The sequence below is a fragment of the Azospirillum sp. TSO22-1 genome (assembly GCF_003116015.1).
In the GTDB taxonomy this organism is placed as follows: domain Bacteria; phylum Pseudomonadota; class Alphaproteobacteria; order Azospirillales; family Azospirillaceae; genus Azospirillum.
Genome location: NZ_LGQZ01000053.1, coordinates 15,988 through 30,036, shown reverse-complemented (window position 1 = coordinate 30,036; position 14,049 = coordinate 15,988). Strand labels below are relative to the sequence as shown.

Genomic DNA, 14,049 nt, shown 5'->3' with positions numbered 1-14,049 from the left:
TCTCAGGCACCGGCGGTGCGGCGGAAGATGGAGGCACCGCTCTCCGCACCGCCGACGGCGCCTCGAAAGACGGCAAACAGTTCACGGCCGCAGCCGAATGCATCCGGGGAGGCAGATTCGGTCGGTCCCGCAGCACGGCTCTGCCATTCCGCGGCACCGACCAGCGCCTCCAGCGTGCCGGCCTCGGCGTCCAGGCGGACCACGTCGCCGTCGCGCAGGCGGGTCAGCGGGCCGCCGGCCGCGGCCTCCGGCGTCACGTGCAGGGCGGCGGGCACCTTGCCGGACGCGCCGGACAGCCGGCCGTCGGTGACCAGCGCCACCCGGTGGCCGCGGTCCTGCACCACGCCCAGCGGCGGGATCAGCTTGTGCAGCTCCGGCATGCCGTTGGCCTGCGGCCCCTGGAAGCGCACCACGACGATGACGTCGCGGTCCAGCTCGCCGCGGGCGAAGGCCTGCTGCACGCCGTCCTGGTGGTCGAAGACGCGCACCGGCGCCTCGACGACGCGGTGCTCCGGCGCCACCGCGGAGACCTTCACGACCGCGCGGCCGAGGGTGCCGGACAGCACGCGCAGGCCGCCGTCGCGGGCGAAGGGTTCTGCCACAGGCGCGATCACCATCGGGTCGGACACTGCGTGCGGCGCTCCCCACACCAGCGCCTCGCCGTCCAGCGCCGGCATGGTCCGGTAAGGCTCCAGGTCGCCGGCGGCGGTGCGCGCGTCGGCGTGCAGCAGACCGGCATCCAGCAGTTCGCCGATCACGAAGGGCATGCCGCCGGCGGCGTGAAAGCGGTTCACGTCGGTCGGGCCGTTGGGGTAGACGCGGGCGAGCAACGGCACCACCGCCGACAGCTCGGAAAAATCCTCCCAGGCCACCTGGATGCCGGCCGCCGCGGCGATGGCCGGGATGTGCAGCGTGTGGTTGGTCGAGCCGCCGGTCGCCAGCAACCCGACGATGCCGTTGACCACGGCGCGCTCGTCCACCTGGATGCCGAGCGGCAGCGGGGTGCCGCGCTGCGCGGTCAGCTCCACCACCCGGCGCGCCGCCGCCGCGGTGAGCGCATCGCGCAGGGCGGTGCCGGGCGGCACGAAGCTGGCGCCGGGGAGGTGCAGCCCCATCACCTCCATCAGCATCTGGTTGGTGTTGGCGGTGCCGTAGAAGGTGCAGGTGCCCGGCGCGTGATAAGCCGCCGCCTCGGCGTCCAGCAGCGCGTCGCGGCCGACCTTGCCCTCGGCGTGCAGCTGGCGCACCCGGCTCTTCTCAGGGTTCGACAGCCCCGATGGCATCGGGCCGGCCGGCACGAACAGCGCCGGCAGATGGCCGAAGGACAAGGCGCCGATCAGCAGGCCCGGCACGATCTTGTCGCACACGCCCAGGCACAGCACGCCGTCGAAAGCGTCGTGCGACAGCGCCACCGCGGTCGCCATGGCGATGAGGTCGCGGCTGAACAGCGACAGCTCCATGCCGGCGTGGCCCTGGGTGACGCCGTCGCACATCGCCGGGACGCCGCCGGCCACCTGGGCGACTCCGCCGGCCGCGCGCACCGCCGGCTTGATGAGGTCCGGGTACGCCGCGTAGGGCTGATGGGCCGAGAGCATGTCGTTGTAGGCGGTGACGATGCCGATGGCCGGCGCCTCGCCGCCGCGCAGCCCCGCCTTGTCGGCCGCGGAGCAGGCGGCGAAGGCGTGCGCGAGGTTGGCGCAGCCCAGACGGTGCCGGCGCGGGCGCCCGGCCGCGGCCTCCAGCCGGCCCAGATAGGCCGAGCGGCTGTCGCGGCTGCGGTCGGCGATCCGCCGGGTGACCCGGTGGACGACGTCGTGGAGCGGTGCGGGCATCGGGCGCTTCCCTGGTCGGGCGGCCCGGCGGTCGAACGGAGCGGAGGTGGTGCGCGGCCGTCCCTTGCGGCGGCGCGGGGTCAAGTCCCTTCGGGGCTTCCTCCATCCGGTCTTCTGCCGAGACCTGTTCTGAGCCGAGCTATACGCCCACGGCGACGTTTTGTGAAGAAAATTTTTTTCATTTCGCAGCGCTATGGTGTACCGTTCCGGTCGCGTGGTGAAAATTGCCGCCGCGCAGCACGGGGCTTGCGCGCCCTTCCGGATGGCCGGAGGATGACGGGCGCCGCCGCGACCGACCCGCCGAGACCGAATGGACCCGACGCCATGCTCACGCCGCTCAACATCCTCGACCACATCCGCCAGCGCCGGGCGGAGCTGAAGCGCTCCGAAGGCCAGGTGGCGGACATGGTGCTGGTGGACCCGCAGAAGGTGCTGGGCCAGAGCGTCACCGCGCTGGCGCGGGCGGCGCAGGTCAGCGAGGCGACGGTCGTGCGCTTCTGCCGCAGCGTCGGCTGCGGCGGCTTCCCCGACTTCAAGCTGCGGCTGGCCGAATGCCAGGCGCGCGGCGGCACGCCCTTCGTCAGCCAGGACGTGGAGCCGGACGACGATCTGTCGGCGGTGACGCGAAAAATCTTTTCATCGGCCGCCGCGGCGTTGAACGACGCCGCCGGCCAGCTGGACGCGCACGCGGTGGCGCAGGCGGTGGATCTGCTGGCCGGCGCGTCGAGCGTGCTGTGCACCGGCGTCGGCGCCTCGGCCAGCGTGGCGGCGGACGCGGCGCACAAGCTGCTGCGCCTGGGCATGACCGCGCAGTCCAGCCCCGACCCGATGCTGGTGCACATGCTGGCGGTCAATTTGGGCAGCCAGCGCGGCGTGCTGCTGGCGGTGTCGAACACCGGCCGCACGCTGGCGATGATCGAGCTGGCCGAGGCGGCGCGCGCCCAGGGCGTGCCGGTGGTCGCCATCACCGCGCCCGACTCGCCGCTGGCCGCGGCGGCCACGGTGGCCGTCGGCACCGCCCCGGTGGAGGACGCCGAGGTCTACACGCCGATGGCCTCGCGCCTCATCCACCTCGCCATCGTCGATGTGCTGTCGACCGGCGTGGCGCTGCGCCTTGGCACCGCCGCCGGGCGCCATCTGGCGCGGGTGAAGACGGTGCTGGCCGCCACCCGCACGGCCCGCGACGCGCCGCCGGGCGGCAAGGGCCGCACCCGGCGTCAGGGGCGGTAAAGCTCCGGCCGGCGGTCGGCGAGGTGGGTGCCGGCGGCGCGCACCGCTGACAGGCGCTCCGGGTCGAGATCGGCGATCAGCATCGCCTCCCCCCTCCCCGCCCGCGCCACCACGGTGCCGTCCGGGCCAGCGACGGCGCTGAGCCCGCAGTATACGAGATCGCCCTCGCGGCCGCAGCGGTTGGCGTAGGCGACGAACAGGCCGTTCTCGAAGGCGCGGGCCGGAATGATGGTGGTGGCGACCACGTCGTACGGCTCCATCAGCGCGGTCGGCACCAGCACCGCGTCGGCCCCGGCCAGCGCGTGGCGGCGCACCAGTTCGGGGAACTCCACGTCGTAGCAGATCAGCACGCCGCAGCGCAGGCCGCCGACCTTCGCCAGGGGAAAGTCGTCGCCCCCGGCCGCGAACATGGCGCGGTCGAGCGCGCCGTACAGGTGCGTCTTGCGCTGGTTGAGCAGCGGCCGACCGTCGCGGCCGATCAGCCGCGCCGCGTTGTACACCGCGCCGTCCGCGCCCAGCTCCGGATAGCCGTACAGCACGGCGATGCCGGCTGCGGCGGCGATGACGGCGACGCGGGCGGCGGAGGGACCGTCCGGCGGCTCGGCGGCGGCGCGCACCGCCTCCGCCCCGATGTCGTAGCCGCTCAGCAGCATCTCCGGCCCGACCAGCAGGTCCGCCCCCTGCCCCGCCGCGTCGCGCGCCGCCGTCTCCAGCCGGTCGAAGGCGAAGCCGCCCGTCTGCCACAGCGCGATCCGCACGGCCTCACCCCCGTTTCTGGAGAGCGCCGACGGCGAGGCAGAGAATCTCGAACAGCATCTGCGCGCCGGCGTGGGCGGTGTTGCTGGTGGCGTCGTACTGCGGCGCCACCTCCACCACGTCGCCGCCAATGACGTCGAGCCCGGCGAGCCCGCGCAGGATCTGCAACGCCTCGCGCGTCGTCAGCCCGCCGACCTCCGGTGTGCCGGTGCCCGGTGCGAACACCGGGTCCAGGCAGTCCACGTCGAAGGAGACGTAGACCGGCCCGTCGCCGATCACCCGCCGCGCCTCCTCGATCACCGAGCGGACGCCGCGCTCCGGGATGTCCTCGGCGTGAATCACCGTCATGCCGGAGTCGTAGGAGAACTCCCACAAATACTCGGTGCTGCCGCGGATGCCGATCTGCACGGTGCGCTCGGGGTCGAGCACACCGTCCAGCACCGCCTGCCGAAACGGTCCGCCGTGGTGGAACTTCGCCCCCTCGTAGGCGCCGCCGGTGTCGCAGTGCGCGTCGAAATGCACCATGCCGACCGGCCGCTCCCGCCCCAGCGCCTTGAGGATCGAGTAGGTGATGGAGTGGTCGCCACCCACCGACAGCGGCACCACGCCGGCGTCTGTCATGCGGGTGTAGAAGGCCAGGATATCGGCGTGGCAGGCCTCCAGGCTGAACCGGCTGGACAGCGGCACGTCGCCGACGTCGGCGAGTTTGCAGCTGGCCGAGGGCACCATGCGCAGCGCGTGCTCGTACGGGCCGATGCGCTCCACCGCCCGCACCGCGCGCGGCCCGAGGCGGGCGCCGGCGCGGTTGGTGACGCCGAGGTCCATCGGCACGCCGATCAGCGCGATATCCAGGCCGCCAAAGTCCGGGCTGTCCGGCGCGTCCGGCCGGTACGGCGCGTCGAGCAACGTCGACACCCCGGCGAAGGGCTGCACGCGCCGCCCGCCGGCGGAGAACTGCAGCGCCGCGACGCGCTGGAACTCCGGGTCGTGGAAGTCGTCGCCGCCGCTGCCGCTGTACTTCGTACGCAAACGGTCGAGCTTGGTCGGATCGATCATCGGGAACTCTCTCTTTGCAAAAATCAGTCGTGCCGGGCCCAGGCGCCGAGCAGGCGCGGCAGGTCGCCGAAGCGGGCGATCAGCCCGAACACCAGCCCGGTCAGCAGGACGAACAGAACGGTCACCGCCGCCATGGTCGGGGTGTAGCCGTAGCGCAGCGCGTTGAAGATCTTGATCGGCAGTGTCTCCAGCGTGAAGCCGACCACCATGTAGGCAACGATGTACTCGTTCAGCGACAGCACGAACGCGAACGCGAAGCCGGAGATCACGTAGGGCCGCACCAGCGGCATCACCACGGTGCGCAGCACCGTGCGGTCGTCGGCGCCCATGGTGGACGCCGCCTCGACGTAGCTGCGGTCCACCGCGGCGAAGCCCATGGACAGCGTGACCAGCGGCAGCGTGACGAAGAACACCGCATGGCTGACCACCACCGTCCACGGCGCGCCGTACTGGTCGAAGGTTGTCCAGAAGCTGAGGAAGCCCAGCGCCGTAATGACCGGCGGCAGGATGAAGGGCGTCATGCCCAGCATCTCGAAGGCGCGCGCCCACGGCGCCCGCCAGCGCCACAGGAACCACGCCAGCGGGAAGGCGATGGCCACCGCCAGCGCCGCCGACAGCACTGCCACCACGAGGCTGGCGACCAGCGCACCGCGCCAGCCGGGATCGGTGAACACCTCGGCGTACCACGCCAGCGAGAAGCCCTTGGGCGGGAAGTCGAGCGAGCGCTTGGCGTTCACCGACACGCCCGCCACCACCAGGATCGGCGCCGACAGCAGCAGGGCGATCAGCCCGGCGATGAACGCATTGAGTTTGCGCGCCATCACGCCTCCTCCTTCCGCCGGCCGGCGAGCAGGGCGAGCGCCACCAGGGCGAGGCTGACCAGCACCAGGAACACCGCCATCGCCGCGGCGAAGGGCATGTTGGACTGATAGATCGCCTGATCGGTGATCAGCACCGACAGCGTCCAGTGCTGCGGCCGGCCCAACAGCTGCGGCAGCAGGTAGGAGCCCAGCGCGAACACGAACGCCATGATGAGCGTGGCGACGATGGTGCTGCGCAGCGCCGGCACCACCACGGTGAAGAACGCCCGGACCGGGGAGGAGCCCAGCGTGCGCGCCGCCTCGACCAGCGAGGGGTCGAGGCGCGCCAGCGCCGGGTACAGCACCAGCACCGTGTAGGGGAACGCCTGATAGACCATGCCGGCCAGCAGCGCGCCGAAGCTGGGGGTGAGCGACTGCGCCTCGGCCATCAGGCCCAGCGCCACGAACAGGTTGGTGATGCCGGCGGTGCGCGACAGCAGCGTCGACCACGCGAAGCCGATGATCACCTCGGACAGCGACAGGATCGACAGCAGGAACACCAGCCAGCGCACCTGCGCCGCGCGCGGCAGCCGCGCCAGCCGGTAGGTGAAGGGGAAGGCGACGCCCACCGCCAGCACCGCGACCAGCCCCGCCAGCTCCAGCGAGAAGGCCAGCACGCCGCCGAAGAACGCCGTCAGGAACCGCTCGTAGTTGGCGAAGACGAAGTCCGGCTCGTAGAAGCCGCCGGGCACGCGGCGCGCCACGCTGACGGCGATCATCAGGCTGAACGGGATGACGAAGAAGACGATCAGCATCAGCGCCGGGAACAGGATCGGCGCGTGCTCGGCCAAGCTGCGCGGGGCGCGGCGGATCATGACGGGCGCTCCCCGCCGGGCGGCAGCACGACGCAGGCCGACGCCGGCAGCTCGACCGTCACCGCACCGCCCGGTTCGACTGCGGGACGGTCCTGCGGGCGGGCCAGCGCGATGATCTCGGTGCCCGCCACATCGACGCGGAACTCGACGCTGGCACCCAGGTCGCGCACGAAGGACAGCGTGCCGTGCAGGCGGTTCGGCCCCGCCTCGCCGGTGGGGCGCAGCAGCACGTCCTCCGGCCGGATCGACAGCAGCACCCGCCCCTGCGGCGGCAGGTCGGGCAGCGCCAGCGTGCCGCCGGGCACCGCCACCACGCCGGGCGCGGCCACCGCGCCGTCCAGCAGGTTGGTCAGGCCGATGAAGTCGGCGACGAAGGCGTCGGCCGGCCGGCGGTACACCTCCATGGGCGGGGCGGCCTGATGGATGCGGCCCTGCGACATGACGACGACCATGTCGGCCATGGTCATCGCCTCGCGCTGGTCGTGGGTGACCACGATGGTGGTGACGCCGAGGCGGCGCTGCAGCTGCTTCAGCTCGATCTGCATGGCCTCGCGCAGCTTGGCGTCGAGCGCCGACAGCGGCTCGTCGAGCAGGAACAGCTTCGGCTCCAGCGCCAGGGCGCGGGCGATGGCGACGCGCTGGCGCTGCCCGCCCGACAGCTTGGACACCGGCCGGTCGGCGGCGCCGGGCAGGCGGACCAGCTCCAGCAGTTCCCCGGCGCGGCGGCGCTGCTCGGCCGAGGAGGCGCCGCGGATGCGCAGCGGGTAGGCGATGTTCTCCCCCGCCGTCAGGTGCGGGAACAGGGCCAGCGACTGGAACACCATGCCGAACTCCCGCTTGTGGGCGGGGGTGTCGGTGATGTCGCGGTCGTCGATCGACAACCGGCCGCCGGACGGCTCCTCCAGCCCGGCGATCATGCGCAGCAGCGTGGTCTTGCCGCAGCCGGAGGGGCCGAGCAGGCAGACGAAGCGGCCGTGCGGGATGCGCAGCGACGCGCCGTGCACGGCGACGAAGGAGCCGTAACGCTTGGTGAGGCCGTCGAGGACGAGGGCGGACATGGGCGGTGCTCGAAGAGGTTCATGTCGTCCCTCCCCCGCCTCCGGCGGGGGAGGTTAGGAGGGGGCAGCGGCCTTTCGGGAAAGCCGTTGCCCCCACCCACCCCTCCCCCGCCGGAGGCGGGGGAGGGCTCAGCACGTCACCCCACGATCATCTCGGTCCACTTCTGGTTCAGCCAGTCCGACTTGCTCTGGTAGAGGTCGTAGCGCGGAATGATCGGCGCCAGGTCGGACGACACCGACGCGAACTCCTTGTCGGTCAGGTCGGTGGCGGCGCGGTCGATGGTCGGCGCGGTGCCGACCTTGCGCGACAGCAGCGCCTGGATCGACGGCTGGCACATGTAATCGACGAAGACGTGCGCGAGGTCGCCCGCCTTGGATGCCTTGGTCACCGCCCAGCTGCCGGAATCGGTGATGCCGCCCTCCTTGGGGAAGGTCGAGCGCACCGGGTGGCCGTCCGCCGCGGCGAGGCCGGTGACGTCGTGGTAGTACTGGCCCATCGGGATCTCGCCGGACTTCAGCGCCGCCTCGAACTGCGCCTCGTCGCGGTACCAGAGCTTCACGTTGCTCTTCAGCTCGGCCAGCTTCTTGAAGCAGTCGAGCTGGCCCTGCTCGGTGTCCAGGTGCTTGGTGCCGCCGAAGAAGGTCGCCGCCGTCACCTCCAGCAGGAACGAGTTGCTGACCAGCGCCAGCAGGCCCAGCTTGTCCTTGTTGGCGGGATCCCACAGCGCCGCCCAGCTCGCGGGCGCCTGCGGGTAGGCCTTGGTGTTGGTGACCAGCGTGATGTACCAGGACACCGCGCCGACGCCGGCCACGCGGCCGTCCGGGTACTTGTTGATCAGGTGCGGCTTCACCTTCGCGGCGTTCGGCAGCTTCGCCAGATCGAAGGGCGCCCACAGGTCGGCCGCCATGCCCTTGAGGATCGCCACCTGCGACATCATCGAGACGTCGGCCGGCGCCTGCCGGGCGCGCGCCGCCTGCTCCAGCTGCACCAGCCACGCCTCGCCGGTCGGCTCGGCCACCGACTCGACGGCGATGCCCGTCGCCTTGGTGAACTCAGGGAAGACGTGCTTGTCGAAGGAATCCTTGAAGTAGCCGCCGTACACGCCGACCTTCAGCGACTTCGACTGGGCCCGGACGATGCCGGGGAAGCCGACCGCCGCCGCCAGGGCGCCCGCCCCCGCCAACACCGCGCGCCGCCCCACCCCTCCGCTGATCCTCATCGCTCTTCTCCCTTTCCCGGTTGGCCGGCATGGTTCGTCGCGCAAACCGTATGCCCACCCGTGAATTAGAGGACGCTTTGGCGCGCACAAAAATCCCGAAATTCGGTATTTTGCTTCGACGCCTGTCGAAGTAAGGCCTATGATCGGCCCCGCCGGGGGCCCGCGTCCGCGGAAGGAGGTGCGGGAGCATGAGCCGGATCCACCTGGAAACCGTCGATCTCCGCCTGCTGCGCATGTTCATGACCATCGTCGAGGCCGGTGGCTTTACTGCGGCGCAGGGCGAACTGAATCTCTCGCTGTCCACCATCTCCACCCATTTTACCGAGCTGGAGGGGCGGCTGGGCGTGAGGCTGTGCCGGCGCGGCCGCTCCGGCTTCCAGCTCACCGCCGAGGGGCAGGCGGTGTACGACGAGCTGCGCCGGGTGTTCGACACGCTGGAGCGGTTCGGCGCGCGGGTGCGCGGCCTGCGCGACCGGATGACCGGAACGCTGAGCATCGGGCTGGTGGACAACACGCTGAGCGACCCGCAGGCGCCGCTGGAGCGGGTCTTCGCCCGCTTCTCCGACGCCGCACCCGAGGTGTCGCTGACCATCAACACCCGCCCGCCCAACGAGCTGCTGCGCGACGTCATCGCCGGCCAGCTGCACCTCGCCATCGCCAGCTTCCCGCGCATCGTGCCCGGCCTGTCGTACCAGGACCTGTACCAGGAGACGAACCACTTCTACGCCGGCCGGGGGCATCCGCTGTTCGCGCTGTCCGACGCGGCCATCGACCTGGACGAGGTGCGCCGGCACTGGCTGGTGGCGCGCAGCTACTGGGGCTCGCGCGACCTGAAGATCTTCGCCATCAGCGCGCCGCACGCCACGGTCAGCGACATGGAGGGGGCGGTGCGGCTGATCCTGTCCGGCCGTTACCTCGGCTACCTGCCCGACCACTACGCGGCGCCCTTCGTGCAGGCTGGCCGGCTGCGCGCGCTGCTGCCGCGGCAGCTGTCCTACCAGGCGCCGTTCCAGGTCGCCGTCCACGCCGACCGCACCCGCAGCCCGGCGGTGGAGCTGTTCATCACCCTGGCGAAGGAGGAGCTGGGGCGGCCAGCGCCGTGAGTCGCGCCGCCACCCGCGAAATAGGGGGCATGCGGCGCCGACGCCCTCACACCGGTTGAGGTTGCCGGTACCACGCTCGTATGATGGCGTCTCCACCAGTCATCGGCGTGCGCATGTCCAAAGAGCCGTCCAGGAAGGAAGCCGCGAACCCCGAGTTCGAGGCGCTGATCCATTACATCCAGGAAAGCCGCGGCCTCGACTTCCGCGGCTACAAGCGCACCAGCCTGCAGCGGCGCATCCGCCGCCGCATGGAGGAGGTCGGCTGCGAGGAGTTCACCACCTACCATGGCATCCTGGAGGCCGATCCGCAGGAGTTCGTGGCGCTGCTGAACACCGTGCTGATCAACGTCACCTCCTTCTTCCGCGACGCCGAGGCCTGGGACGTGCTGCGGAAGGAGGTGGCGCCCCACCTGCTGGCCCGCAAAGGCGACCGCGGCCCGATCCGCATCTGGAGCGCCGGCTGCGCGTCCGGCGAGGAGCCGTACTCGCTGGCCATGCTGTTCGCCGAGGCGCTGGGGACCGAGGCCTTCTGCAACCGGGTGAAGATCTACGCCACCGACCTCGACGACGCGGCGCTGAACACCGCCCGGCACGCCATCTACACCCCGCGCGACGTCGAGAGCGTGCCGACGCCGCTGCTGGAGAAGTATTTCGAGCGCACCAACAACCACTACGTCTTCCAGCGCGAGCTGCGCAAATGCGTGATCTTCGGCCGCCACAACGTGGTGAGCGACGCGCCGATCTCGCGCATCGACCTGCTGGTCTGCCGCAACCTGCTGATCTACCTGGAGAGCGAGACGCAGAACGTGGTGCTGCCGCGGCTGCACTACGCGCTGGCCGGCGACGGCGTCCTGTTCCTCGGCAAGGCGGAGACGCAGCTCGCCCGCTCCAAGATGTTCGAGCCGGTCGACCTGAAGAGCCGCATCTTCCGCAAGGTCCCGCAGGAGTACCGGCGCAGCCTGGGCGGCAGCCTGACCATGGCGCCCGACGCGCAGAACCATCGCTCCAACTTCCAGGCGCGGCTGCTGGAGGGCATCGTCGACAGCACCACCACCGCCTACCTGGCGGTGAGCGGCGAGGGGCAGCTGGTCTTCGCCAACGCCATGGCCCGCCGGCTGCTCGACGTCGCCGAGGTGGACCTCGGCCGGCCCTTCCAGGATCTCGCCGTCTCCTACCGCCCGGCCGAGCTGCGCTCGCGCATCGAGGAGGTGCAGAAGACCGGCCGCCTGGTGCGCATCGAGCACCAGGAATTCCTCCGCCCGCCGGCCGAGCCGATCCGGCTGACCATCGAGGTATCGCTGCTGTACGGGCGCGACGGCAAGCCGTTCGCCACGCTGCTGGGCTTCACCGACACCACGCGCACCCACCTCCTGCAGCAGGAGCTGGAGGCGGCGCAGGAGAGCCTGGAGACCACCGTCGAGGAGCTGCAGTCCTCCAACGAGGAGCTGGAGACCACCAACGAGGAGCTCCAGAGCACCAACGAGGAGCTCGAGACCACCAACGAGGAACTCCAGTCCACCAACGAGGAGCTGGAGACCATGAACGAGGAGCTGCGCTCCGCCAACGAGGAGCTGGAGGTCGCCAACGAGGAGCTGCGCCGGCAGGGCGAGGAATCCGGCGAGTACCGACGCTATTCGGAATCGATCCTGCGCAGCATGGACGTCGGCATCATCGTGCTGGACGAGACGCAGCGCGTGCGCTCCTGGAACCGCTGGTGCGAGAACATGTGGGGCCTGCGCAGCGAGGAGGTGCTGGGCAGCCCCTTCCTCGAACTGGACATCGGCCTGCCGGTGCAGCGGCTGCGGCTGCCGCTGGAGCGCATCCTCGACCGCGACTCGGCGCAGCCGCCGGTCGTCCTCGACGCCATCGACCGCCGCGGCCGGTCGGTGACCTGCCGGGTGCGGCTGTCGCCGCTGCTCTACGAGGCCAAGGAGACGCGCGGCGTCATCCTCATCATCGAGGACCTGACCGAGCAGGCCCGCGCCGAGGCGTTCGCCGGCTATCTCGGCCGCGTCATCGGCCAGTCGCTGAACGAGGTCTATTTCCTCGACCCCGACAGCTTCCACTTCCAGCTCGTCAACCGCGGCGCGGAGACCAAGCTGGGCTACCCGCTGGACACGCTGCGGCAGATGGCGGTGCACGAGCTGATGCCCGACGTGGACGCCGAGCGCTTCCGCGCCCTGGTGGCGCCGCTGCTGTCCGGCGAGAAGCAGGAGGTGGTGTTCGAGACCGTGCTGGAAAGCCGCCACCGCGGCCCCTACCCGGTGGAGGTCTGTCTCCAGCATTTCGACGGCGAACGCCCGCCGATCCTCGTCGCCATGGTCCACGACACCACGGAACGCCAGCAGCTGAGTGCCGGCGACGGCACGGCGGTGGCGGCGAGTTGAACGCGTCCGCGCCCTGTTGAAGAGGCATGGAGCGTTGGACGCGACTTGACGGGGGCCTGGCCGAGATTCATGGGATGCTGGAGCGCCGGCGGCGGCTCCTGGCCTTCATGCGCGCGGTTGCGGAGCGCCGAAGCGACCTTGAACAACTCCCGCCGCTTTTTGGAAGGCAAGCCCCATGAACGAGATGCGTCTCCCGACGAGTACGACCGAGCAGCTCCGCGACGACGCGGAGGACTGGCGGCGGCGCAGCGAGAAGCGGCGCAATAATGCGGAAGAGTCCCGCGCGGACGCGGAACGGCAGCGCGACCTCGCCGAACGGAAGCGGGCGGACGCCTACGAACGCCACGAGGCGGCCGAAGGCACCCGCATCGTCGCCGAGGAGGGGCGGATCACCGGCGAGGCTCTGCGAGGAGAGGCGGAGGAAGCCCGGCGCGCAGAGGAAGGCGCGCGGCAAGCGGAAGAGCGGGCGCGGGTGCTCCGTGAGGACGCCCGCCGGTTCGCGGAGAAAGCGCGGCTGCACGCCGAACAGGCGCGTGCCGAGGCGGAATATGTCCGTGCGGCGGTCGCCGAGCAGCGTCAGGTGCTGGAGGAGATACGGGAAACCGTCCGACGCTACGAAACGCTTGCGGAGCGAGGTGGAGCACGCTGACCGCCGGCCGGCGGCATCCTACCCCGCCGCCCGGCCCGGCTCCTCGTCCTCCTCGGCGTTGGGCGACGGCCGGATCCAGTCGTTGGTGAGGAACTGCACCAGCGTCTGGGCGCGCTCCCGCGCCTCGCCGCCGGCCTCGTCCCAGCGCAGGGCGGACAGCGCCCGCCCGTTGGCCCGCGCCGCCTCGGCAAGGCGCAGGCACAGCGCCGCGCGCTCGTTCAGCGTGCGCACCGCGGCCTCGAAGGCCTGCTCCATCATCTGGAACTGCGCCTCGTCCATGCTGTCGGCACCGTAGCGGTGGCCGATGTGGCAGGTGAAGTAGGGCATCGAGTCCATCGTGCTCTCGCGCAATGAGCCGCCGCATTCCGGGCAGGTCAGCGACACCGGGGGATTCAGCTCGTAGTCTCCCTCCATGCTGGCGTCCTCCTTGGCAGCGTGGGGCCGTCCCGCCCTCCGGGGGACCGGCGCAGGGGTGGACCGGGGGGATAGCGCATGCACCAGCCGGGCGAGCAGCGGCCCCATATCGAACGCCCGCGCGCGGTGGTCGATGGCGACGTTGCACAGCGCGCTCCGCGGCATGCCGGGAAAGCTGGCGTCGGCCGGGTCCTGCACCACGGTGGTGCCGCCCCGGCGCTTGACGGCGCTGCAGCCGGCGGTGCCGTCGTTGAGATTGCCCGACAGCACCACACCGATCACCCGCGACCCGTAGGCCTCGGCGGCCGAGCGGAACAGCGGATCGGCCGCCGGCCGCGTCCCGTTCTCGCGCGGGCCGCGCGACAGGCGCAGACGACCGGGCTCGACCAGCAGATGGTGGTCCGGCGGCGCCACGTAGATACGGCCGCAACGGATCGCCTCGCCGTCGGCGGGATGCGCGACCGGCAGCACGCCAGCCTTGGCGAGGATCTTCGGTGCCTCGCTGTGCCGGCTGCCGATGTGCAGCACGACGCAGACCACCGCCGGCAGGTCGCGCGGCAAGCCGCCGATCAGCGCCTCCAGCGCCTCCAGCCCGCCGGCCGACGCGCCGACCACGATGATCGCATGGCAGTCCATGGCGCATCAACAGCCGGGACGCCGCCTTGTCAC

At 71.3% G+C, this 14,049-nt stretch carries 12 protein-coding genes; 4 read left to right on the top strand and 8 right to left on the bottom strand.

Annotated elements, in window-relative coordinates; all coding sequences use genetic code 11:
• Positions 1 to 2: 2 nt before the first annotated feature.
• Positions 3 to 1,832, bottom strand: a complete 1,830-nt coding sequence (edd, locus tag TSO221_RS14470) for a phosphogluconate dehydratase (RefSeq protein WP_109119212.1) — start codon at positions 1,830 to 1,832, stop codon at positions 3 to 5.
• 273 nt (positions 1,833 to 2,105) lie between these two features.
• On the opposite strand from edd, the gene TSO221_RS14465 reads away from it, so the two are divergent.
• Positions 2,106 to 3,062, top strand: coding sequence for an SIS domain-containing protein (locus TSO221_RS14465; protein WP_247878053.1), 957 nt, complete (start codon positions 2,106 to 2,108; stop codon positions 3,060 to 3,062).
• Here the strand turns inward: TSO221_RS14465 and TSO221_RS14460 are convergent.
• From TSO221_RS14460 to TSO221_RS14435, 6 genes are all read right to left on the bottom strand, one after another.
• Positions 3,050 to 3,820, bottom strand: a complete 771-nt coding sequence (locus TSO221_RS14460; RefSeq protein WP_109119211.1) for a carbon-nitrogen hydrolase family protein — start codon at positions 3,818 to 3,820, stop codon at positions 3,050 to 3,052. The two genes, TSO221_RS14465 and TSO221_RS14460, sit on opposite strands and share 13 nt — an antisense overlap.
• A gap of 4 nt (positions 3,821 to 3,824) precedes the next feature.
• Positions 3,825 to 4,874 carry an agmatinase gene (gene speB / locus TSO221_RS14455; protein WP_109119210.1) on the bottom strand — a complete coding sequence of 350 codons (1,050 nt, stop codon included), beginning with the start codon at positions 4,872 to 4,874 and terminating at the stop codon, positions 3,825 to 3,827.
• Between the two features lie 23 nt (positions 4,875 to 4,897).
• The gene (locus tag TSO221_RS14450; protein ID WP_109119209.1) at positions 4,898 to 5,695 is read right to left on the bottom strand and encodes an ABC transporter permease; all 798 of its coding nucleotides are present in this window, start codon (positions 5,693 to 5,695) and stop codon (positions 4,898 to 4,900) included.
• Positions 5,695 to 6,549 (bottom strand): ABC transporter permease, encoded by an 855-nt coding sequence (locus tag TSO221_RS14445; protein ID WP_109119208.1) that lies wholly within the window; start codon positions 6,547 to 6,549, stop codon positions 5,695 to 5,697. The genes TSO221_RS14450 and TSO221_RS14445 overlap by 1 nt, the downstream gene beginning before the upstream one ends.
• Entirely contained in the window at positions 6,546 to 7,607 is a 1,062-nt protein-coding gene (locus TSO221_RS14440) for an ABC transporter ATP-binding protein (protein ID WP_109119207.1), read from the bottom strand. The genes TSO221_RS14445 and TSO221_RS14440 overlap by 4 nt, the downstream gene beginning before the upstream one ends.
• Positions 7,608 to 7,744: 137 nt before the next feature.
• Positions 7,745 to 8,827, bottom strand: coding sequence for an extracellular solute-binding protein (locus TSO221_RS14435; protein ID WP_109119206.1), 1,083 nt, complete (start codon positions 8,825 to 8,827; stop codon positions 7,745 to 7,747).
• 188 nt (positions 8,828 to 9,015) lie between these two features.
• Between TSO221_RS14435 and TSO221_RS14430 the strand changes: the two genes are divergently transcribed.
• The 3 genes from TSO221_RS14430 (at position 9,016) to TSO221_RS14420 (ending at position 12,966) form a co-directional block, all read left to right on the top strand.
• Positions 9,016 to 9,930, top strand: a complete 915-nt coding sequence (locus TSO221_RS14430) for a LysR family transcriptional regulator (protein ID WP_109119205.1) — start codon at positions 9,016 to 9,018, stop codon at positions 9,928 to 9,930.
• Positions 9,931 to 10,043: 113 nt separating this feature from the next.
• Positions 10,044 to 12,317 carry a CheR family methyltransferase gene (locus TSO221_RS14425; protein WP_109119204.1) on the top strand — a complete coding sequence of 758 codons (2,274 nt, stop codon included), beginning with the start codon at positions 10,044 to 10,046 and terminating at the stop codon, positions 12,315 to 12,317.
• Between the two features lie 175 nt (positions 12,318 to 12,492).
• Positions 12,493 to 12,966, top strand: coding sequence for a hypothetical protein (locus TSO221_RS14420; protein ID WP_109119203.1), 474 nt, complete (start codon positions 12,493 to 12,495; stop codon positions 12,964 to 12,966).
• 18 nt (positions 12,967 to 12,984) lie between these two features.
• Here TSO221_RS14420 and TSO221_RS14415 read toward each other — a convergent pair whose 3' ends face one another.
• Complete coding sequence (locus TSO221_RS14415) at positions 12,985 to 14,016, bottom strand: chemotaxis protein CheB (RefSeq protein ID WP_109119202.1); 1,032 nt, start codon at positions 14,014 to 14,016, stop codon at positions 12,985 to 12,987.
• Positions 14,017 to 14,049 lie beyond the last annotated feature (33 nt).